This window comes from Agrococcus sp. BE272, assembly GCF_031457935.1.
GTDB lineage: Bacteria > Actinomycetota > Actinomycetes > Actinomycetales > Microbacteriaceae > Agrococcus > Agrococcus sediminis.
The window spans coordinates 1,131,749-1,151,178 of sequence record NZ_JAVDXL010000001.1; the positions used below are offsets into that span (position 1 = coordinate 1,131,749).

A 19,430-nucleotide genomic window follows, 5' to 3' on the forward strand; every position below is an offset into this window, starting at 1 on the left:
CGCCCGGCGCGTCACACGTCGTAGTCGACGACCACCTTCGCCGTGTCGCCCTTGGGGTGCGACTGGCACGTGAGCACGTAGCCGCGCTCGAGCTCGTCCGGCTCGAGGGCGTAGTTCTCGGTCATCTGCACGCTGCCGGAGACGACCTTCGCGCGGCACGTGCCGCACACGCCGCCCGCGCACGCGAAGGGCACGTCGGGCCGCACCCGCAGCGCCGCGTTGAGGATCGACTCGCGCGCCGCGACCGGGCTCTGCACCTGCGACGACTGCCCGTCGAGCGTGAAGTCGAGCGTCCAGGTCTCCTCGCCCGCCTCCACCTGCACGGGCCGTCCGCGGTCGCCGCCCGCCGCATCCGGCTTGCCCGTCGTGAAGAGCTCGAACCGCACGTGGGCCTCGTCGACGCCCTTCGCCGCGAGCACGTCGCGGCACAGCTGCACGAGCTCGAACGGGCCGCACAGGAACCACTCGTCGACGCTCTCGGGGCGGATGAGCTCCGACAGGATGCGCTCGAGGCGCTCTTCGTCGATGCGGCCGGACATGAGCGGCGCCGCCCGCTGCTCGCGCGAGAGCACGTGGTGCAGGGCGAGCCGGGCCGGGTAGCGGTCCTTGAGGTCGGCGAGCTCCTCGATGAACATCACGTCGAGGGTCGAGCGGTTGGAGAACACGAGCGAGAAGGTCGAGGTCTCGGAGCGCGAGAGCACCTCGTGCGCGAGCGCCATCATCGGCGTGATGCCGCTGCCGGCCGCGATGCCGACGACGTGCGCGCCGTCGACCTGCTCGAGCGCCGACGTGAAGGTGCCCTGCGGCACCATGACGTCGATGCGGGCGCCCGGCTGCAGCTCGCTGTTGGCCCAGGTCGAGAAGCGGCCGCCGAGGTCGCGCTTGATCGCGACCGAGATGGATCCCGGGGTCGGCGGGCGGCAGATGGAGTACGAGCGCCGCACCTCCTGCCCGTCGATCGTGGCGCGCAGCGCCAGGTGCTGGCCGGCCACGTAGCCGAAGTCGTCGTGCAGCTCGCCCGGCACCGCGAAGGTGACCTCGACGGCGTCGGCGGTGAGCGGGCGCACGTCGGCGACCTCGAGCTCGTGGAAGCGGGCGCGGCGCCGCGAGGTGCTGCTGCCGAGGTTGATCGCGGCCATCTCAGTGCACCTTGAAGTGGTCGAAGGGCTCGAGGCACGCGAGGCACTCGAAGTGGCTCTTGCAGGCGGTCGAGCCGAAGCGCGACACCTCGCGCGTGCGGAGCGACCCGCAGCGCGGGCACTTCACGCCGAGCGACAGCGGGATCGGGCCGCTGCGCTCGCCCGCGCGGTGCGTGGGCGGTGCGATGCCGTACTCCTCGAGCTTCGCCTTGCCGGCGTCGCTCATCCAGTCGGTCGTCCAGGCGGGGCTGAGCGTGAAGTCGACGCGCACGTGGCGGAAGCCCTCCGCCGTGAGCGCGAGCAGCACGTCGTCGCGCATCTGGTCGATCGCCGGGCAGCCGGAGTAGGTCGGCGTGAGCGTGACGACCACCGTCTCGCCGTCGAGCCGCACGTCGCGCAGCACGCCGAGGTCCTCGATCGTCAGCACGGGCACCTCGGGGTCGACGACGGCGGCGGCGACCTCTCGAGCGCGCTGCATCCGCTGGTCGAGTAGCCGGTCGGAGACCGGCGTATCGAGACCACTGGCGCGCGGCGTCTCGATACGGCCCTGCGGGCCTACTCGACGAGCGGGGGATGCCTGCGGGCCGACTCGACGAGCGGGGGAGGCGGCGGCGGGGGAGGGAGCCATCGTCACCACGTCGCTCCCGGGTGCCGGCGAGCCAGCACCTGCATCTCGGCGAGCATCGGGCCGAGGTGCGTCGAGTGGTTCCCGTGCCTGCCGCCGCCCGACGACTGCCCGATGCGCGGGTGCACGAAGTCGGACTCGACGATCCCGGCCTCGGCGAGCACCGCATCCCACACCTCGTCGAAGCCTGCCCGCAGGCTCGACGGCCGCGGCGCGACGCCCTCGAGGCGGTCGTGCAGCGCGTCGTCGCGGAAGAGCTCGTCGGTGTACGGCCACAGGTCGGCGAGCGCGACGAGCATGCGCCGGCGCGACTCGTCGGTGCCGCCCGCGAGCCGCAGCGTCCACTGCACGGCGTGGTCGCGGTGGTAGGCGACCTCCTTCACGGCCTTCGCCGCGATGGCCGCGAGCGTCGCATCCGTCGACTGCGACAGCGCCGTGTAGAGCTCCTGCATCCAGATCGACGCGATCAGGCCGCGCGCGATCGTGTGCGCGAAGTCGCCGTTCGGCTGCTCGAACAGCCACGCGCAGCGGAACTCGTGCTCGTCGCGCCAGTAGGCGAGGTCGTCCTCGGAGCGGCCGGATGCGGTGCCGGCGTAGTGCAGGAGGCTGCGGGCGTGCCCGAGCAGGTCGAGCGCGATGTTGCCGAGCGCCATGTCCTCCTCGAGCTCGGGGGCGCGCGAGATCCACCAGCCGAGGCGCTGCGAGAGGATGAGCGCGTCGTCGCCGAGCCGCAGCGCGTACTCCGCGACGTCGTCGCTCGCCGTCGCCGACGCATCCGCCCCCGTCAGCTCTGCCGAGAGCGCGAGCTCGTCGACCGAGACGTCGCCGTGCACATCGGCGGCCTCGGCCTCGTAGGCGGCCGCTACGGCGGCGGCGTCCCTGGGCTTGATGTCGCTCACAGGTGCGGCACCTCCGCGCTCTTCTCGTAGTACTTCGCGTGGCGGTAGTTCTTGCCCGCGGGGCTCTCGAAGAAGGCGCCCTTCTGGTCGGGGTCGCTCGTGGTGATGGCGCTCGAGCGCACCACCCACACCGAGACGCCCTCGTTGCGGCGGGTGTAGAGGTCGCGCGCGTTGCGCAGCGCCATGTCGTCGTCGGGCGCGTGCAGCGAGCCGACGTGCACGTGGCTCAGGCCGCGGTTGGCGCGCACGAACACCTCGTACAGCGGCCAGCCCTCGCCGGCGACGTCTCCGGGTGTCGACATCCTCGTCTCCTCGTTCGTTCGTCTCTTCGTCGAACTCCCCTCGAGCGCGGGGTCTCGGGGTCGAGACCCGCGGTTCGGGGAAGCTCGGTGATCTCGGTGGCGTCAGGCGGCCGCGCGGTCGCGGGCGGCCTGCTTCTCGGCGTAGGCCGCGGCGGCCTCGCGCACCCACGCGCCCTCCTCGTGGGCGTCGCGGCGGTGCTGGATGCGCTGGGCGTTGGCGGGGCCGCGGCCGGCGAGCACCTCGTTGAACTCGGTCCAGTCGATCTCGGACATGTCCCAGGCCTGGCGCTCCTCGTTCCAGCGCAGGTTCGGGTCGGGCAGCGTGAGCCCGAGCACCTCGGCCTGCGGCACGAGCATGCCGACGAAGCGCTGGCGCAGCTCGTCGTTCGAGAAGCGCTTGATCTTCCACGCCATCGACTGCGCCGAGTTGGGCGACTCGTCGTCGGGCGGGCCGAACATCATGAGCGCCGGCCAGTACCAGCGGTCGACCGACTCCTGCGCCATCGCGTGCTGCTCGGGGGTGCCCTGGCTCAGCTCGAGCAGGATCTCGAAGCCCTGCCGCTGGTGGAACGACTCCTCCTTGCAGATGCGCACCATCGCGCGGCCGTAGGGACCGTAGGAGGCGCGGCACAGCGGCACCTGGTTGCAGATCGCGGCGCCGTCGACGAGCCAGCCGATCGCCCCCATGTCGGCCCACGTGGGCGTCGGGTAGTTGAAGATCGACGAGTAGCGGGCGCGCGAGGTGATGAGCTGCTCGGTCATCTCGTCGCGGCTGATGCCGAGCGTCTGCGCGGCCGAGTAGAGGTAGAGCCCGTGGCCGGCCTCGTCCTGCACCTTGGCCATGAGGATCGCCTTGCGCTTCAGGCTCGGCGCGCGCGAGATCCAGTTGCCCTCGGGCTGCATGCCGATGATCTCGGAGTGCGCGTGCTGCGAGATCTGCCGGATGAGCGTCTTCCGGTAGGCGTCGGGCATCCAGTCGCGCGGCTCGATGCGCTGGTCTGCGTCGATCAGCGCGTCGAAGCGCGCCTGCAGCTCGGCCTCCTGCTCCGCGTCGATGCGGGCGGATGCGTCGGGTGCGGTGAGCGTCATCGTCGACTCCGTCTCCATCACGGTCCGGAATTAGTGACCGAACGTTCAGTAAGTATAGACTGGCCGCATGCGGGCCTGCAACGGGGCCCGGAGAGCGGACGCAACGGAGCGCGCATGGCACTGCAGACGACCCGGGACGACACGTGGCTCGCCACGGTCATGGCCGAGACCGACCGCGCCAAGGAGGCGTTCGGGATCGAGATCGCCGAGCTCGCGCGCGGCCGCGCCGTGCTCACCATGCCGGTCACCGACCGCATGGTGAACGGCTTCGGCATCACGCACGGCGGCCTGGTCTTCACGCTCGCCGACACCGCCTTCGCCTACGCGTGCAACGAGGACGCCACCGTCACGGTCGCATCCGGCGCCGACATCACCTTCGCCAAGGCCACCCACGCCGGGCAGACGCTCACGGCCACCGCCGAGCGGCGCTGGCGATCGGGCCGCAACGGGCTCTACGACGTCACGATCGTCGACGAGACCGGCGAGACGGTCGCGGAGTTCCGCGGCCGCTCCTTCTCCACCAACCGCACCGCCCCCGCCGCGCCCGAGGGCACCGGCGGCCCCGCCTGACCCACCCATCCCCCGTCGGTCGAGCAGCCGCCGCAGGCGGCGTGTCGAGACCACGACCGATCGCCATCTCGATGCGGCCCTTCTGGCCTCCTCGATGACCGCAGAGACAGGAGCAACGATGCTCGACCAGCCCACCGCATCCGCCGACCTCCGCGACGCCGGCGAGCGGCTCACGCTCGACGAGCTGCGCGCGCTGCAGCTCGAGCGGCTGCAGCAGACCGTGCGCCACGCCTACGCGAACGTGCCGACGTACACGCGGAAGCTCGACGAGGCGGGCGTGCACCCCGACGACATCCGCGCGCTCGACGACCTGCGGCGGCTGCCGTTCACGAGCAAGGAGGACCTCCGCGCCTCCTACCCGTTCGGCATGTTCGCGGTGCCGATGGAGCAGGTGGCGCGCATCCACGCCTCCTCCGGCACGACCGGCCGGCCGACGGTCGTCGGCTACACGAAGGACGACCTCGACGTGTGGGCCGACGTGGTCGCCCGCTCGCTGCGCGCCGCCGGCGTGCGGCCCGGCATGAAGGTGCACAACGCCTACGGCTACGGCCTCTTCACCGGCGGCCAGGGCGCCCACGCCGGCATCGAGCGGCTCGGCGCGACCGTCATCCCCGTCTCCGGCGGCCAGACGGCGCGGCAGGTGCAGCTCATCCGCGACTTCGAGCCCGACGCGATCATGTGCACGCCCTCGTACCTGCTGACGATCGCGGATGCGTTCGAGGAGGCCGGGCTCGACCCGCGCGCGACGTCGCTCAAGGTGGCGATCTGCGGCGCCGAGCCGTGGACCAACGAGATGCGGGCCGAGCTCGAGCGGCGGATGGGCCTCGACGCGGTCGACATCTACGGGCTGTCGGAGGTCATGGGGCCGGGCGTCGGCAGCGAGTTCGCGTCGACGAAGGACGGCCCGACCATCTGGGAGGACCACTTCCTGCCCGAGGTGATCGACGGCGAGACCGGCGAGCAGCTGCCCGACGGCGAGATGGGCGAGCTCGTCTTCACCTCGCTCACGAAGCAGGCGTTCCCCGTGATCCGCTACCGCACCCGCGACCTCACCCGGCTGCTGCCGGGCTCGGCGCAGTCGACGATGCGCCGCATCGAGAAGATCACCGGCCGCAACGACGACATGCTCATCGTGCGCGGCGTCAACATCTTCCCGACGCAGATCGAGGAGATCGTGCTCGAGATCGAGCACCTCACCCCGCACTTCATCCTCGAGCTCGTCAAGCGCGGGCGGATGGACGGGCTCGTCGTGAAGATCGAGAGCACGCCGGGCGTGAAGCCGGTCGTGTCGACGGCCGCCGCCGAGATCCTGAAGCTGCGCGTGAAGGAGCGCATCGGCACGACCGTCGACGTGGAGATCGTGCCGACGGGCTCGCTGCCGCGCTCGGAGGGCAAGTACAAGCGTGTGTATGACTTGCGCGAGGAGGGCTCACGGCCGTGAGCCCGGATCGCGCAAGGTCGAGGAGCGCGCGGGCGCAGCCCGCACGCGTCGCGAGACCCTCGCTGACCCGCCAGCGGTCGAGCGCCGCTGAGATGATGTCCCGATGACCACCGCCACCGAGCCCGCCCGCCGCGGCCGCCCCGGCTACGACCGCGACTCGATGCTCGAGGTCGTCGTCGAGGCGTTCAACGAGCGCGGCTACGACGCGACCTCCCTCGGGGTGCTCGCCGAGCGGCTCGGCCTGTCGAAGTCGGCGATCTACCACCACTTCGCCTCGAAGGAGCAGATGCTCGAGGTGGCCCTCGGCAAGGCGCTCGACGCGCTCGAGGCCGTCTTCGACGCTCCGGAGGCGACGAGCGGCCCGGTCGTCGACCGCATCCGCCACGTCATCCGCGGCGCGGTGCTCGTGCTGTGCGAGCACCGGGCGTTCGTCACCCTGCTGCTGCGGCTGCGCGGCAACACCCCGATCGAGCTCGAGGCGCTTCGGCGACGGCGCGAGATCGACCGCAAGCTGCGCGCCATGTTCGAGCAGTCGCGAGCCGAGGGCACGCTGCGGCCCGACATCGACCCGCGGGTGGCCGAGCGGCTCACCTTCGGCATGGTCAACTCGATCGTCGAGTGGTACCGCCCCGACGGCCCGATCACCCCGCACCAGCTCGCCGATTCGGTGCTCGAGCTCGTGCGCACGGGCCTGCGCGAGCCGTCGTCGCTGTAGCCGTGCCGCCGGAGGAGGTCGTCTGGTTCGTCGACTGGCTCGAGCGCCGGTCGGTGGTCTATCAGTGCAACGGCGGCTGGGCGGTGGATGCGCTGGTCGGCCGCGAGACCAGGCCCCACCGCGACCTCGACGTCTTCCTCGACGAGGTCGCGCTCGACGACGCACTCGCGGTGCTGCGCGAGCGCGGGTACGCGGTGGTCGACGACTGGCTGCCGGTGCGGATCGAGCTCGCCGCGGGCGACCGGCGGATCGACCTGCACCCGATGCAGATCCTGCCTGGCGGCGACGGCGTGCAGGCGCTGCTCGACGGGGGCGAGCTGGTGCATCGCGCCGCCGACCGCACCACGGGATCGATCGGCGGGCGCGCCGTCGTGGTCGCGTCGGCCGCGCGGCTCCTGCAGCTGCGCGAGGGCTACGAGCCGCGGGAGGTCGACGTGCACGACGTCGCGCTGCTGCGGCGGCTCGAGGGCTGAGCGCGGGACGTGCCGGATGCGCACGATTGTTATCGAATCGTGATCTTTGGTAGCGTAGCCGGCTTGAACCGCGAAGGACGGCCGTCGCATCCGCCCCTGGAGTCCTCCGCGCCATCGAATCGAGTCATTCCGGTCGGGCGGTCGGATGCGCGGGATCGCGCGCCGAGACGGGGCCGTGGAGTTCAGCTCATGCAGAAGCACACCACCGACGACGCCCGCCGATCGAAGCGATTCCTGCGCGGCGGCGCCGTGACGGCCGCCGGCGTGGCCGTCTTCGCGGGCGCGATGCTCGTGCCGACCGCGGCGAACGCCGCGAGCGACGCCACCTGGGACGCGCTCGCCCAGTGCGAGTCGGGCGGCAACTGGTCGATCGACACCGGCAACGGCTACTACGGCGGCCTGCAGTTCTCGCTGTCGACGTGGCAGGCCTACGGCGGCTCGGGCAACCCGGCCGACGCGTCGCGCGAGGAGCAGATCCGCGTGGCCGAGAACACGCTCGCCGGCCAGGGCTGGGGCGCATGGCCCTCCTGCTCGGTGCAGATCGGCGCCTCGGGCGCCGCCGAGCCGAGCTCGACGCCCGTCGACACCGCCACGCAGCAGGCCGCGCCCGCCGAGGCGCCGGCGGCCGCCGAGGCCGCTCCGGCTGCGCAGGCCGCACCGGCCGCGCCCGCCAGCTACGACCTGCCGGACGTCGAGCCGTCGGATGAGCGCGTCACGGTCGAGGCCGGCGACTCGCTGTTCGCGATCGCCAAGTCGAACGACATCGAGACCGGCTGGCTCGGCCTCTTCGCCGTGAACCAGGACATCGTCGAGAACCCCGACCACATCGAGGTCGGCCAGGAGCTCGTGCTGCCCGCCGAGTGATCGGTCGCACGGGGGCGGAGATCCGGTCGGGTCTCCGCCCTTCGTGCTGTCAGGCCACCTCGACCCAGCGCGAGCGCCAGTCGGGCGGGTCGAACGGCTCGCTCCAGTAGGCCGTCTCGCGGGCGATGCGGTCGCCCCGGAACTCGAAGACGAAGACCGTCTTGTAGACAGGGCCCCCGTAGTCGAGCGTCGCCTCGGCCACGACGAGGTCGCCGGCGCTCACGATCCGGCGCGGCGTGATCGTCGGCAGCTGGGGGAACGCGCGGTAGATGCCGCGGCGGTTCTCGCCGCCCACCACCCGCTCGCCCGACTGCGGCCAGTCCATCACCGCATCCTCGTGGAACAGCTCGTCCATCACCTCGATGCGGCGCTCGTTGATGCAGGCGATCAGCCGCTCGACGACGGCCTCGTGCTGCGCGTTCCTGTCGGCACCGTCCACGGTGCACCCCCTCGCCACGCTGTAGCCGCATTGTCGACCCGCGGTCGGGCGGGCGCCAGGGGCGACTTGGGGGCGGGATGCTCTCCGGTACCGACTCGCGGGTCGTGCGGGCTCTCAGCCGCGAATCGGTACCGAGAACGAGCGGTCGGGCGGGGTGCTCAGGCCGCCGGCTGCTCCTTCGCGACGTACGTCAGCAGGTCGTACTGCGCGACGGTCTCGTCGTCCTGGTTCGTGAGCACCGCATCCCACCGCACCTCGCCGTAGGGGTCGGTCTCGCGCGGCGTGATCTGCTTCGCCGTGAGCGTCACCCGCAGGGTGTCGCCGGGGCAGACGGGCGTCATGAAGCGCAGGTTGTCGAGGCCGGTGTTCGCGAGCACGGGGCCGGGCGCCGGCTCGACGAAGAGGCCGGCCGCGAACGACAGCAGCAGGTAGCCGTGCGCCACGCGGCCCGGGAAGAACGGGTTCGCCTCGGCCGCCTCCTGATCCATGTGCGCGTAGAACCGGTCGCCCGTGAACTCGGCGAAGTGCTCGATGTCGTCGAGCGTGATCTCGCGCCGCTCCGAGACGACCTGGTCGCCGATGCGCAGCTCGGCGAGCGACTTGCGGAACGGATGCGGCGCCTCGGTCGACGCCGTCGCCCCCGGGTGCCACACGCCGGTGAGGGCCGTCAGCATGGTCGGCGAGCCCTGGATGGCCGTGCGCTGCATGTGGTGGAGCACCGAGCGGATGCCGCCGAGCTCCTCGCCGCCGCCGGCGCGGCCCGGCCCGCCGTGCACGAGCATCGGCAGCGGCGAGCCGTGCCCGGTCGAGGCGCGCGCGTCGTCGCGGTCGAGGAGCAGGATGCGGCCGTTGTGCGGCGCGATGCGGCGCGTCAGCTCGCTGACGAACACTGGGTCGTGCGAGGCGACCGAGGTCACGAGCGACCCGCCGCCGCGGGCGACGATCTCGGCGGCCTGCTCGGGCGAGCCGTACTCGACGAGCGACGAGACCGGGCCGAACGCCTCGACCTCGTGCAGCGCAGCCGCGGCCGGGTCGTCGAAGGCGAGCAGCGTCGGCGCCACGAACGCGCCGCCCGCCGCCTCGCCGAGCGAGCCGTCGGCGAGCGTGACGTGCCCGGCGTCGCCACCGACCACGATCTGCCCGCCGCCCTCGCGCAGCTTCATCACCTGCCGTAGCACCTCGTCGCGCTGCTCGGTGGAGGCGAGCGGCCCCATCGTGACCCCCTCGGCGCGCGGGTCACCGACGACCACCTTCGCGGCGATCCGCTCGCGCACGGCGTCGGCCACCGCATCCGTCATGCCCGTCGGCACGATCGCGCGGCGGATGGCGGTGCACTTCTGGCCCGCCTTCGCCGTCATCTCGGCGACGAGGCCGCGCACGTAGGCGTCGAACTCGGGCGTGCCGGGCACCGCGTCGGGGCCGAGCACCGAGGCGTTGATCGAGTCGGTCTCGGCCGTGAATCGCACGCCGCGGGCCTGCACGGCCTCGTGGCGGCGCAGCGAGTCGGCGGTGGATGCGGAGCCGGTGAAGCCGACGGTGTCGCCGAGCCGCAGGTGGTCCATGAGGTCGCGCGCGGAGCCCGAGACGAGCTGGATCGCGCCCGCGGGCAGCAGGCCCGACTCGGCGAGGATGCGCACCATGTGCTCGGCGACGTAGCCGGTCGGCGTGGCGGGCTTGATGAGCGTCGGCATGCCGGCGAGGAACGCCGGTGCGAGCTTCTCGAGCGAGCCCCAGACGGGGAAGTTGAAGGCGTTGATCTGCACCGCGACGCCCGGCAGGGTCGTGCAGATGTGGCGGGCGAGGAACGAGCCGTCCTTCGACAGCGGCTCGACGGGCCCGTCGAGGTAGATCGTCGACTGCGGCATCTCGCGCCGCCCCTTCGACGAGTAGGTGAAGAGCACGCCGATGCCGCCGTCGATGTCGACCCACGAGTCGCTCTTCGTCGCGCCGGTGCGGCTCGAGAGCTCGTACAGCTCGCTCTTGCGCTCGGTGAGCGCGAGCGCCATCTGCTTCAGCAGGATCGCGCGCTGGTGGAACGTGAGCGGCGCGAGGCTGTGCTGACCGACGGTGCGGGCGTGCTCGAGCGCGGCGGCGGTGTCGAGGCCGGCGGTCGAGACGCGCACGACCTCCTCGCCGGTCGAGGCGTCGCGCACGACGGTCGCGTCGGCGGCGTCGGCCTCGGTCGGCTCCCACCAGGCGTCCTGGATGTAGCTGGGCAGCAGTCGGGTCATCGTCGTCTCCATCGTTCGGTCAGTGGCCGTGCACAACGCAAGCCCGTGGGCCGCGGCGCGGGGCGGATGCGAGGTGTCGGCCCGATAGGCCGCGGATCGGGGCGCTTGGGCTTGCGTTGTGCGGAGCGGGGCCGGTCACTCGGCGGTCCAGTCGTAGAAGCCGCGCCCGCTCTTCTTGCCGAGGCGGCCCTCGGCGACCATCTGGCGCAGCAGCGCCGGCGGCTCGAAGCGCGGGCCGAGCTCGCGGTGCAGCTGCTCGGCGATGCCGAGCCGCACGTCGAGCCCGACGATGTCGGTCGTGCGCAGGGGCCCGACCGGGTGCTTGTAGCCGAGCTCCATCGCGGTGTCGATGTCGCCGGGGCTCGCGACCCCCTCCTCGACCATGCGGATCGCCTCGAGCCCGAGCGCGACGCCGAGGCGGCTGCTGGCGAAGCCGGGCGCGTCGTGCACCGTCACCGGCGCCTTGCCGATCGCCTCCACCCAGGCGCGCGCGTCGTTCGCGAGCCGCGGCTCGGTGGCGTCGCCGAGCACGATCTCGACGAGCGCGGATGCGGGCACCGGGTTGAAGAAGTGGAGCCCCAGGAAGCGCTCGGGGCGGGCGAGGCCGCGCGCGAGCCGGTCGATCGAGATCGACGACGTGTTGCTCGCGAGCGCAGCGCGGTCGTCGAGCACCGCCTCGACGCGGGCGAGCGCATCCGCCTTCAGCCCCTCGTCCTCGGGCACCGCCTCCACGACGAGGCCGCAGCCGCCGAACGCGGCGACGTCGACGGCGACGCTCAGGCGCCCCTCGAGCTCGTCGAGCGGCTCGGCCCAGCCGCGCTCGACGCTTCTCGCGAGGCTCGCGGCGACGCGCTCGCGGGCGGCGTCGGCCGCCGCCTCGTCGCGCTCGACGACGACCACCTGGCTGCCGGCGAGCACGAACGCGTGCGCGATGCCCGCGCCCATGCGGCCGCCGCCGAGCACGCCGACGCGCTCGGGGGCGCCTGCGCCGACCTGCGCGTCGGTGTCGTCGGCGGCCGGGCTCGTGCGGGCCGTGCCGTGCCCGCCGTCGGGGGCCACCGCATCCGTCACATCGGTCATCGGGTCTCCTGGGTGCGCTTGGCCGACCGGCGCTCGAGGAACGCCGTCATGCGCCGGTGCTTCTCGGGGCTCTCGAAGAGCACCGCCTGCTCGGCGAGGTCGATCTCGGGGTGTGCGCTCGCGGGGGCGAGCAGCGAGCGCTTCGTCGCCTGCGTCGCGGCCGGGTCGAGCGCGGCGATGCGGTCGGCGAGCTCGACCGCGCGGGCGAGCGCTGCCTCGGGCTCGAGCACCGCGCTGACGAGCCCTGCGGCGAGCGCCTCGTCAGCGCTCAGCAGGCGCCCGGTGAGCAGCATCTCGCTCGCGAGGGCGTCGCCCACGATCTCCTTGAGGCGCCAGGTGGCGCCGGCCGCGGCGATGATGCCGAGCCCGGTCTCGGGGTTGCCGATCGTGAGCGTCGGCGTACCGATGCGGATGTCGGCGGCGTAGGCGAGCTCGGCGCCGCCGCCGAGCGCGTAGCCGTCGAGCACCGCGATCACCGGCATCGGCAGGGCGCGGATGCGCTGGAAGCAGCGGGTGTTGATGCCGGCCAGGGCGTCGGTCGCGCGCCGCTCGCGCAGCTGCGCGATGTCGGCGCCGGCCGCGAAGGTGCCGCCGGACCCGGCGAGCACGAGGGCGCGCCGCTCGACCTCGAGCCGCGCGCAGAGCCGGTGCAGCGCGTCGACGAGCTCCTGGTCGATCGCGTTGCGCTTCTCGGGCCGGTCGAGCACGGCCAGCACGTGGCTGTCGCGCTCCTCGATGCGCAGCGAGCCGCTCATGCGCGCCCCGCCCATGCACCGGTCGTCGAGGAGCACCCGAAGGGCGCGTATCGAGACGAGACCCGGTTCAGGTCTCGATACGGGCGGCTCCGCCCTACTCGACCAGCGAAGGGGCGGACGGGAGTCACGGGCGCTCCAGCAGGATCGCGGTGCCCTGGCCGACGCCGACGCACATCGTCGCGAGGCCGCGGTCGGCGCCCTCGCGCTCCATGCGGCCGAGCAGCGTGACGACGAGTCGCGAGCCGGACGAGCCGAGCGGGTGGCCGAGCGCGATCGCCCCGCCGTCGGCGTTGACGATGGCGTCGTCGAGGCCGAGCCGGCGCATGGTCGCGAGCGACTGCGTCGCGAAGGCCTCGTTGAGCTCGACGGCGCCGATCTCGTCGATCGCGACGCCCGTGCGGGCGAGCAGCTTCTCGGTCGCCGGCACCGGGCCGAGCCCCATGATCTCCGGCGCGATGCCGGCGCTCGCGCCGCCGACGATGCGGGCGCGCGGCGCGAGGCCGAGCCGCGCGACGGCCGCGTCGCTCGCGACCACGATCGCCGATGCGCCGTCGTTGAGGCTCGACGCGTTGCCCGCGGTGACCACCGACCCGCCGGCCACGACGGGCCGCAGGCGCGCGAGCGCATCCATCGTCGTCTCGCGGCGCGGGCCCTCGTCGACGGTCACGTCGCCGGCCCGCGTCGGCACCGCGACGATCTCGTCGGCGAAGCGGCCGGCGTCGATCGCGGCGATGGCGCGGTCGTGCGAGCGCAGCGCGAAGGCGTCGGCGTCGTCGCGGGTGATGCCGTCGACGCGCGCGACCTCCTCGGCGGTCTCGGGCATCGAGAAGGTCGCCTTGTCGCGGGCGAGCAGCCGCGGGTTGGCGAAGCGCCAGCCGATCGACGTGTCGAACGCCTCGCCCGGCTTCGCCCACGCCTTCTCGGGCTTGGCCTGCACCCAGGGCGCGCGCGTCATCGACTCGACGCCGCCCGCGACGACCACGTCGGCGTCGCCGGCGCGGATCATCTGCGACGCCATGATGATCGCCGACATGCCGGATGCGCACAGGCGGTTGACGGTGATGCCCGGCACCGCGTCGGGCAGGCCCGCGAGCAGGACGGCCATGCGCGCGACGTTGCGGTTGTCCTCGCCGGCCTGGTTGGCGCCGCCGAGGATCACCTCGTCGATGAGGGCGGGATCGATGCCGGCGCGGTCGACGGCCTCGCCGACGACCAGGGCTGCGAGGTCGTCGGGGCGGACGCCGGCGAGGGCGCCGCCGTAGCGGCCGACCGGGGTGCGCGCGCCACCGACGAGGAAGGCCTCGGGCATGGGACTCCTGACTCCGTCGTCACTGCAGGTGATGCGACCGGTCGCGAATTAGTGACCGATCGTTCAGGAATACAGTAGGCCGCCGACGATGCCGCCCGCAACATGGAGGCGGCGGGCCGCGGCGCACCGGGCCTCGCCGACCGCTGCGGCTGCGTCCCGTCGACCCCTGTGCCGCCAGGCGCCGTTCGTCGACCGGCCAGGTGCGATGCCGACCGGACTATCCGGTCGGCGCGACGCGGAGCCGGTCGACGAACGGTGGGCAGCGGCTGGGCCCGAGCTCCGCGGGTCAGCGCTGCGCCGCGCGGCCCGCCCGCGCGCGTCCGAGCTGCGCGAGGCCGATGATGACCGCGCCGATCACGGCGACGGTGATGGCGGCGAGCGCCAGGACGGAGAGGGCGACGGAGAGGATCGTGGTGAGTGCCATGCTCCGACGCTAGGAATCGGGGCCCGGTCGCCGCGTCCGCCGACCGGCGCGACCGCCTCATCCGCTGGGATGATCCGCGCAGCCGTGCCAGGCTGGCCGCATGCCGATCGAGCCCGACACCAAGGACTGGACCTGGGTGCTCCACGAGCGCTGCCCCGAGTGCGGGTTCGACCCGCTCGACGTCGACCGCGACGACCTCGGCAGGCGCATCCGCCATGCCGCGGCGGCGATGCACCAGCGGATGCACGGCGAGGGCGTCACCGAGCGCCCCGACGAGGCGACGTGGTCGCCGCTCGAGTACGCCGCGCACGTGCGCGACGTCTGCCGCGTGATGCAGGGCCGACTCGAGCAGCTGCTGCACGAGGACGACCCGGAGTTCGCGAACTGGGATCAGGATCAGGCGGCGATCGACGGCGGCTACGCGGGCCAGGAGCCCGAGCACGTGGCCGCCGAGGTCGACGTCGCCGCCACGAGCCTGGCGAACGCGGCGGATGCGGTGCCGTCAGACGCGTGGGGCCGTCCGGGCAGGCGCTCCAACGGCTCGGTCTTCACCGTCGAGACGCTGCTCGTCTACGCGCTCCACGACCTCGAGCACCACGCCTTCGACGTGCAGCCGTAGGCCGAGGAGGCCGCGGCCTCAGGCCGCTGCCGTCACGAGGCGGCCGGCAGCGTCACCGCGGCGTCAGCACCGCGATGCCGAACACCCGATCCGTCCGTCTCTCGTAGGAGGCGAACGTCGTCCCCTCGGCGAGGAACCGCGCCCACAACCCCTGCCGCTCGGGCTCGGGCGCGATGCGCACGTCGACCTCGCGCGGCCCGTCGCCCAGATCGATCGTCGCCTGGGTCGCGGCCCGCAGGTTCTTGAACCACTGCGGCGCCTCGGTCTGCCCACCGGCGCTGGCGACGACGGCGTAGCCGCCCTCGTGCTCGAGGTAGACGAGGGGCGTCGTCAGGGCCCTGCCGCTGCGCCGCCCCGCGACCGTCAGCAGCATGATGGGCAGGCCTGCGATGCGGTGGATCCTCGGCGAGGTGAATCGGCGGAAGAGCGCCGCATGGAAGTCGGCGGCTCCGCGCATGATCGATCCACGGAGTCCCATGGCCTGAGTATGGCCCTCGCGGCACGCTCGCGGTCAGTGGATCGTGCGGCCGCCGTCGAGGACGAGCGCTGCTGCTGCGTGACCTCAGCCCCGGAACGCGCTCAGCCCCGTCAGCGCCTGCCCGATGACGAGCGTGTGCACCTCGTCGGTGCCCTCGTACGTGCGCACGCTCTCGAGGTTCGCCGCATGCCGCATCGCAGAGTGCTCGAGCGTCACGCCGTTGCCGCCGAGCAGCGCCCGCGCCTCGCGGCACACGTCGATCGCGGCCCGCACCGAGGCGAGCTTCCCCATCGAGATCTCGTGCGGGCGCAGCAGGCCCGCGTCCTTCCGCCGCCCGAGGTGCAGCGCGAGCAGCTGCGCCTGCTGGAGCGCGAGCGCCATCTCGGCCAGGCGCGCCTGCGTCAGCTGCATGCCGGCGAGCGGGCGCCCGAAGACCTCGCGCGCGCCGGCGTAGGCGAGCGCGCCCTCGAGCGCGTCCCGTCCCGCGCCGAGCGCTCCCCAGGCGATCCCGAACCGCGCCTCGCCCAGGCACTCGAACGGCGCCCGCAAGCCGCGCGCATCCGGCAGCCGCATCGACTCGGGCACCCGCACCCCGTCGAGGGCGATGTCGCACTGGATCGAGGCGCGCATCGAGAGCTTCGGCTCGATCGGCATCGCGGTGAAGCCCGGCGACGACGTCTCGACGAGGAACCCGCGCACCCCCTCGTCGGTCTGCGCCCACACGACCGCGAGGTCGGCGATGGAGGCGAGCCCGATCCACCGCTTCGCGCCGTCGAGCACCCAGTCGTCGCCGTCGCGGCGCGCGACGGTGCGCATCGAGGCGGGGTCGCTGCCGGCATCCGGCTCGGTGAGCGCGAAGCAGCCGATCGCCTCGCCCGCGGCCATGCGAGGGAGCCACTCCTGGCGCTGCTCCTCGGAGCCGTGCTTCGCGATCGCGGTCATCGCGAGCGAGCCCTGCGCCGAGACGAACGTGCGGATGCCGCTGTCGCCGGCCTCGAGCTCCTGCATCGCGATGCCGTACTCGACGGCGCTGCGGCCCGCGCAGCCGTAGCCGGTGAGGTGCATGCCGAGCAGCCCCTCGGCGGCGAGCGCCGGCACGAGCTCGCGCGGGAACACGGCGCGCTCGAACCAGTCGGCGATGTGGGGGCGGATCTCGCGGTCGACGAGCGCGCGCACCCGGGCGCGCACGGCGCGCTCCTCGTCGGTGAGCAGCGACTCGAGGTCGAGGAGGTCGGTCGTCATGGCGGCAGTCTGCCGCGCCGCGGGCGTGCGCGCACAACGCAAGCCGGGGAGGCGGCTTCCGCGGCGCGTGCGGGGGCGGCGGCGGATGCGCGGGGAGATCGGGCGGGCGGGCTTGCGTTGTGCGCCGGGGCGCGGGTGGTCTCGACTCGACGGCCCGGAGGGCCGTCGGCTCGACCGGCGGAGGGCGCGGGGGGCGCGGGTGGTCTCGACTCGACGGCCGGAGGGCCCTCGGCTCGACCGGCGGAGAGGGCGGGGCTACGGGTTCAGGTCGGCGAGGGCCTTGTCGGGGCGGAGGCCGCGCCAGACGGGGTGCCGGAGCGCGCCGGACGCTGTCTGCTCGGTGTGCTCGACCTCGCCGACGGCCGCGCGCACCCAGTTCGCCTTGCGCGCGACGTCGCTCGGCACCCCGTCGATCGCGGGGACCGTGCGTCGCGGCCGCAGCTCGTCGCGCAGCCGGTCGCGATCCTTGCCTGAGAAGCCCGTGCCCACCCGGCCGGCGTAGCGCATCCGCCCGCCCTCGCCGGGCAGCGCGAGCACGAGCGAGCCGACCGTGCCGGCGAGCGAGCCGTTGCCCTCGAGCCAGCCGACGACGACGACCTCCTGCGACTGCTGGTGCTTGAGCTTGCGCCAGTCGTCGCTGCGCCGCCCCGGCTTGTAGCGGCTGTCGTGGCGCTTGGCCATGATGCCCTCGAGCCCGCGCTCGGCGGTCGCCTCGAGGATGCGCTCGAGCCGGCCGCGCAGCGGCTTCGAGATCTTGACGCGGCGGCTCTCGTGCACGAGCCCGTCGAGCCGCGACTGGCGCTCGTCGAGCCGCTCGTCGACGAGCCGCTCGCCGTCGACCTCGAGCAGGTCGAACAGGATGAGCGTGGCCGGCGTCGCCTTCGCGGCGCGCGCGGCCTGCCGCCCCGAGAGCCCGCCGCGCTCCTGCAGCGCCGCGAAGTCGGCCGCGCCGCGCTTCAGCATCACCACCTCGCCGTCGAGCACCGCATCCGCCTCGATCGAGGCCGGCACCGCCTCGACGAGCTCGGGGAACGCGCCAGACAGGTCGCGACCGTTGCGGCTCAGCAGTCGCACCGTGGAGCCCCGCCGGTCGACGAGCACCCGCCAGCCGTCCCACTTCACCTCGAACGACCACTCGCGCTCGTCGTCGATCGCGGATGGCTCCGACTGCGTCGCGAGCATCGGCCGCAGGTCGGTCGGCCGGTCGGCCCTGCCTCGCGAGCGGTCGGCCTTCGCGCCGAGCCGCCGCTTCGGCGCGGCAGCGGGGGCCGCCGGCGAATCGTCGTCCTCGCCGCCCCGCGCCGCCCGCGCCGCCGACGCCTTCGACGGCGCGTAGCCCTTCAGCCGTGCGTCGCGCTCGGCGTCCTGCTCCTTCATGCGGTGCACGAGCCACTGCCGCTTGTCGGCGTCGGCGCGGATGAGCGCGAACCGGTACGGGTCGCCGCCGAGGCCGCCGTCGGGCCGCCCGTGGAGGGTCGCGATGACCTCGTCGTCGCGCCACTTCTCGAGATCGTACGTGCCCGCGTCCCAGATCTCGACGACGCCGGCGCCGTACTCGCCCTTCGGGATCGTGCCCTCGAACGAGCCGTACTCGAGGGGGTGGTCCTCGGTCTGCACGCCGAGGCGGTTCTGCTTCGGCGTCGACGGCAGCCCCTTCGGGACCGCCCACGACACGAGCACGCCGTCCTGCTCGAGCCGGAAGTCGTAGTGCAGCCGGCTCGCGCGGTGCTTCTGGATGACGAACGAGCGCCCGTCGGTCGGCGCGGGCGGCTCGGCGGGCACGGGCTCCGGCGTGCGGTGCGCCGAGCGCATGCCGCGGTACTTCGCGAGCCGGTCGGGCGGTGGGTCGAGGGCGGCGATGAGGTCGCCGTCGCGCTCGAGCCGGGCGAGCACCTCGTCGTACTCGAGCTGCTCGAGCCCGCCCGCCTCGACCTCGGCCCACGTGCGGGGCGCGGCGACGGTGGGCCGCAGCCGCCCGCGCAGCGAGTAGGGCGCGACGGTGGTCTTCGAGCCGGAGTTCTGGCTCCAGTCGAGCAGCACCTTGCCCTCGCGCAGCGACTTCTTCATGTCGCTCACGATGAGCTCGGGGTGCATCGCCTCGAGCGATCGCGCGAGCGTGTGCGCCACCTCGCTCGCCTGCTCGCTCGTGACGGTGCCGTCGAGCCGGGCGTAGAGGTGGATGCCCTTCGAGCCGCTCGTGAGGGGCATCGGGTGGAGGCCGACGTCCTCGAGCAGCTCGCGCACCCACAGCGCCACCTGCGCGCAGTCGTCGAGGTCGGCGCCCGGCCCCGGGTCGAGGTCGAGCACGAGCCGGTCGGGCCGAGGGGGATCATCACCGTGCCGCTCGCCGTCGAGCATGCGCCACTGCGGCACGTGCAGCTCGAGCGCGCCCATCTGCGCCATCCACGCGAGCACGGCCGGCTCGGACAGCACCGGGTACTGCTTCGGCCCGGTCGAGTGCTGCAGCTCGACGGTCTGCACCCAGTCGGGCGCGCCCCGCTCGAGCGTCTTCTGGAAGAAGACCTGCCCGGGCTTGCGCTCGGTGCCGACGCCCTCCGTCCAGCGCTTGCGCGTGACGGGGCGCCCGCCCGCGTGCGCGATGAGCACGTCGGATGCGCGCAGCACGTACTCGAGCACGTCGCGCTTGGTCGTCCCCGTGGCCGGGTACATGACCTTGTCGGGGCTCGAGAAGCGCAGGCTCCGGCCGCCGACGACGATCCGGTCGGCCGCCGCCAC

At 73.3% G+C, this 19,430-nt stretch carries 20 protein-coding genes; 6 read left to right on the top strand and 14 right to left on the bottom strand.

The window, feature by feature from the left end; translation table 11 throughout:
* Positions 1 to 11: 11 nt before the first annotated feature.
* The 5 genes from paaE to paaA form a co-directional block, all read right to left on the bottom strand.
* Positions 12 to 1,139 (bottom strand): 1,2-phenylacetyl-CoA epoxidase subunit PaaE, encoded by a 1,128-nt coding sequence (paaE, locus tag J2X49_RS05500; protein WP_310123490.1) that lies wholly within the window; start codon positions 1,137 to 1,139, stop codon positions 12 to 14.
* Between the two features lies 1 nt (position 1,140).
* Positions 1,141 to 1,617 (bottom strand): 1,2-phenylacetyl-CoA epoxidase subunit PaaD, encoded by a 477-nt coding sequence (paaD, locus tag J2X49_RS05505; protein ID WP_246992655.1) that lies wholly within the window; start codon positions 1,615 to 1,617, stop codon positions 1,141 to 1,143.
* A gap of 152 nt (positions 1,618 to 1,769) precedes the next feature.
* Positions 1,770 to 2,654, bottom strand: coding sequence for a 1,2-phenylacetyl-CoA epoxidase subunit PaaC (gene paaC / locus J2X49_RS05510; protein WP_310123982.1), 885 nt, complete (start codon positions 2,652 to 2,654; stop codon positions 1,770 to 1,772).
* Between the two features lie 5 nt (positions 2,655 to 2,659).
* Positions 2,660 to 2,965, bottom strand: coding sequence for a 1,2-phenylacetyl-CoA epoxidase subunit PaaB (gene paaB, locus J2X49_RS05515; RefSeq protein ID WP_123696538.1), 306 nt, complete (start codon positions 2,963 to 2,965; stop codon positions 2,660 to 2,662).
* A 102-nt stretch (positions 2,966 to 3,067) separates the two neighbouring features.
* The gene (paaA, locus tag J2X49_RS05520) at positions 3,068 to 4,054 is read right to left on the bottom strand and encodes a 1,2-phenylacetyl-CoA epoxidase subunit PaaA (RefSeq protein WP_310123499.1); all 987 of its coding nucleotides are present in this window, start codon (positions 4,052 to 4,054) and stop codon (positions 3,068 to 3,070) included.
* 114 nt (positions 4,055 to 4,168) lie between these two features.
* On the opposite strand from paaA, the gene paaI reads away from it, so the two are divergent.
* The 5 genes from paaI to J2X49_RS05545 all read left to right on the top strand — a co-directional run bounded on the left by paaI (position 4,169) and on the right by J2X49_RS05545 (position 8,117).
* On the top strand, positions 4,169 to 4,624 hold the full coding sequence (paaI, locus tag J2X49_RS05525; RefSeq protein ID WP_310123502.1) for a hydroxyphenylacetyl-CoA thioesterase PaaI: 456 nt from the start codon (positions 4,169 to 4,171) through the stop codon (positions 4,622 to 4,624).
* Positions 4,625 to 4,742: 118 nt separating this feature from the next.
* A complete protein-coding gene (gene paaK / locus J2X49_RS05530) occupies positions 4,743 to 6,065 on the top strand; it encodes a phenylacetate--CoA ligase PaaK (protein WP_310123505.1) in 1,323 nt (440 codons plus the stop codon).
* A 103-nt stretch (positions 6,066 to 6,168) separates the two neighbouring features.
* Positions 6,169 to 6,780, top strand: coding sequence for a TetR/AcrR family transcriptional regulator (locus J2X49_RS05535; protein WP_310123507.1), 612 nt, complete (start codon positions 6,169 to 6,171; stop codon positions 6,778 to 6,780).
* A 2-nt stretch (positions 6,781 to 6,782) separates the two neighbouring features.
* Positions 6,783 to 7,253, top strand: a complete 471-nt coding sequence (locus tag J2X49_RS05540; RefSeq protein WP_310123510.1) for a nucleotidyltransferase domain-containing protein — start codon at positions 6,783 to 6,785, stop codon at positions 7,251 to 7,253.
* Between the two features lie 189 nt (positions 7,254 to 7,442).
* Positions 7,443 to 8,117 carry a transglycosylase family protein gene (locus J2X49_RS05545; RefSeq protein WP_310123511.1) on the top strand — a complete coding sequence of 225 codons (675 nt, stop codon included), beginning with the start codon at positions 7,443 to 7,445 and terminating at the stop codon, positions 8,115 to 8,117.
* A gap of 49 nt (positions 8,118 to 8,166) precedes the next feature.
* On the opposite strand, the gene J2X49_RS05550 is transcribed toward J2X49_RS05545, so the two are convergent.
* From J2X49_RS05550 to J2X49_RS05575, 6 genes are all read right to left on the bottom strand, one after another.
* Positions 8,167 to 8,556 (bottom strand): nuclear transport factor 2 family protein, encoded by a 390-nt coding sequence (locus J2X49_RS05550; RefSeq protein WP_310123514.1) that lies wholly within the window; start codon positions 8,554 to 8,556, stop codon positions 8,167 to 8,169.
* Between the two features lie 158 nt (positions 8,557 to 8,714).
* Positions 8,715 to 10,787 (bottom strand): phenylacetic acid degradation bifunctional protein PaaZ, encoded by a 2,073-nt coding sequence (paaZ, locus tag J2X49_RS05555; protein ID WP_310123517.1) that lies wholly within the window; start codon positions 10,785 to 10,787, stop codon positions 8,715 to 8,717.
* 135 nt (positions 10,788 to 10,922) lie between these two features.
* Positions 10,923 to 11,867, bottom strand: coding sequence for a 3-hydroxyacyl-CoA dehydrogenase family protein (locus tag J2X49_RS05560; RefSeq protein WP_310123519.1), 945 nt, complete (start codon positions 11,865 to 11,867; stop codon positions 10,923 to 10,925).
* Positions 11,864 to 12,622 carry an enoyl-CoA hydratase/isomerase family protein gene (locus J2X49_RS05565; protein ID WP_310123521.1) on the bottom strand — a complete coding sequence of 253 codons (759 nt, stop codon included), beginning with the start codon at positions 12,620 to 12,622 and terminating at the stop codon, positions 11,864 to 11,866. Before J2X49_RS05565 ends, J2X49_RS05560 begins: the two co-directional genes overlap by 4 nt.
* 124 nt (positions 12,623 to 12,746) lie before the next feature.
* The gene (locus tag J2X49_RS05570) at positions 12,747 to 13,931 is read right to left on the bottom strand and encodes an acetyl-CoA C-acyltransferase (RefSeq protein ID WP_310123522.1); all 1,185 of its coding nucleotides are present in this window, start codon (positions 13,929 to 13,931) and stop codon (positions 12,747 to 12,749) included.
* A 286-nt stretch (positions 13,932 to 14,217) separates the two neighbouring features.
* Entirely contained in the window at positions 14,218 to 14,355 is a 138-nt protein-coding gene (locus tag J2X49_RS05575) for a hypothetical protein (protein ID WP_310123524.1), read from the bottom strand.
* Between the two features lie 100 nt (positions 14,356 to 14,455).
* Here J2X49_RS05575 and J2X49_RS05580 point away from each other — a divergent pair, with 100 nt between their 5' ends.
* Complete coding sequence (locus tag J2X49_RS05580; RefSeq protein WP_310123525.1) at positions 14,456 to 14,974, top strand: DinB family protein; 519 nt, start codon at positions 14,456 to 14,458, stop codon at positions 14,972 to 14,974.
* Between the two features lie 52 nt (positions 14,975 to 15,026).
* On the opposite strand, the gene J2X49_RS05585 is transcribed toward J2X49_RS05580, so the two are convergent.
* The 3 genes from J2X49_RS05585 to J2X49_RS05595 form a co-directional block, all read right to left on the bottom strand.
* Positions 15,027 to 15,452, bottom strand: coding sequence for a nitroreductase/quinone reductase family protein (locus tag J2X49_RS05585; RefSeq protein ID WP_310123527.1), 426 nt, complete (start codon positions 15,450 to 15,452; stop codon positions 15,027 to 15,029).
* Positions 15,453 to 15,536: 84 nt separating this feature from the next.
* Complete coding sequence (locus J2X49_RS05590) at positions 15,537 to 16,694, bottom strand: acyl-CoA dehydrogenase family protein (RefSeq protein ID WP_310123530.1); 1,158 nt, start codon at positions 16,692 to 16,694, stop codon at positions 15,537 to 15,539.
* A gap of 255 nt (positions 16,695 to 16,949) precedes the next feature.
* Positions 16,950 to 19,430 carry an ATP-dependent DNA ligase gene (locus tag J2X49_RS05595; RefSeq protein ID WP_310123533.1) on the bottom strand — a complete coding sequence of 827 codons (2,481 nt, stop codon included), beginning with the start codon at positions 19,428 to 19,430 and terminating at the stop codon, positions 16,950 to 16,952.

Excerpts from the sequence above, each read along its gene's own strand:
- J2X49_RS05545 (WP_310123511.1), top strand. The coding sequence starts at position 7,443 with ATGCAGAAGCACACCACCGACGACGCCCGCCGATCGAAGCGATTCCTG.
- paaA (WP_310123499.1), bottom strand. The coding sequence starts at position 4,054 with ATGACGCTCACCGCACCCGACGCATCCGCCCGCATCGACGCGGAGCAG.
- paaI (WP_310123502.1), top strand. The coding sequence starts at position 4,169 with ATGGCACTGCAGACGACCCGGGACGACACGTGGCTCGCCACGGTCATG.
- J2X49_RS05580 (WP_310123525.1), top strand. The coding sequence starts at position 14,456 with ATGCCGATCGAGCCCGACACCAAGGACTGGACCTGGGTGCTCCACGAG.
- J2X49_RS05565 (WP_310123521.1), bottom strand. The coding sequence starts at position 12,622 with ATGAGCGGCTCGCTGCGCATCGAGGAGCGCGACAGCCACGTGCTGGCC.
- J2X49_RS05590 (WP_310123530.1), bottom strand. The coding sequence starts at position 16,694 with ATGACGACCGACCTCCTCGACCTCGAGTCGCTGCTCACCGACGAGGAG.
- J2X49_RS05570 (WP_310123522.1), bottom strand. The coding sequence starts at position 13,931 with ATGCCCGAGGCCTTCCTCGTCGGTGGCGCGCGCACCCCGGTCGGCCGC.
- J2X49_RS05585 (WP_310123527.1), bottom strand. The coding sequence starts at position 15,452 with ATGGGACTCCGTGGATCGATCATGCGCGGAGCCGCCGACTTCCATGCG.
- paaE (WP_310123490.1), bottom strand. The coding sequence starts at position 1,139 with ATGGCCGCGATCAACCTCGGCAGCAGCACCTCGCGGCGCCGCGCCCGC.
- paaK (WP_310123505.1), top strand. The coding sequence starts at position 4,743 with ATGCTCGACCAGCCCACCGCATCCGCCGACCTCCGCGACGCCGGCGAG.
- paaD (WP_246992655.1), bottom strand. The coding sequence starts at position 1,617 with ATGCAGCGCGCTCGAGAGGTCGCCGCCGCCGTCGTCGACCCCGAGGTG.
- J2X49_RS05535 (WP_310123507.1), top strand. The coding sequence starts at position 6,169 with ATGACCACCGCCACCGAGCCCGCCCGCCGCGGCCGCCCCGGCTACGAC.
- paaZ (WP_310123517.1), bottom strand. The coding sequence starts at position 10,787 with ATGACCCGACTGCTGCCCAGCTACATCCAGGACGCCTGGTGGGAGCCG.
- J2X49_RS05575 (WP_310123524.1), bottom strand. The coding sequence starts at position 14,355 with ATGGCACTCACCACGATCCTCTCCGTCGCCCTCTCCGTCCTGGCGCTC.
- paaB (WP_123696538.1), bottom strand. The coding sequence starts at position 2,965 with ATGTCGACACCCGGAGACGTCGCCGGCGAGGGCTGGCCGCTGTACGAG.
- J2X49_RS05560 (WP_310123519.1), bottom strand. The coding sequence starts at position 11,867 with ATGACCGATGTGACGGATGCGGTGGCCCCCGACGGCGGGCACGGCACG.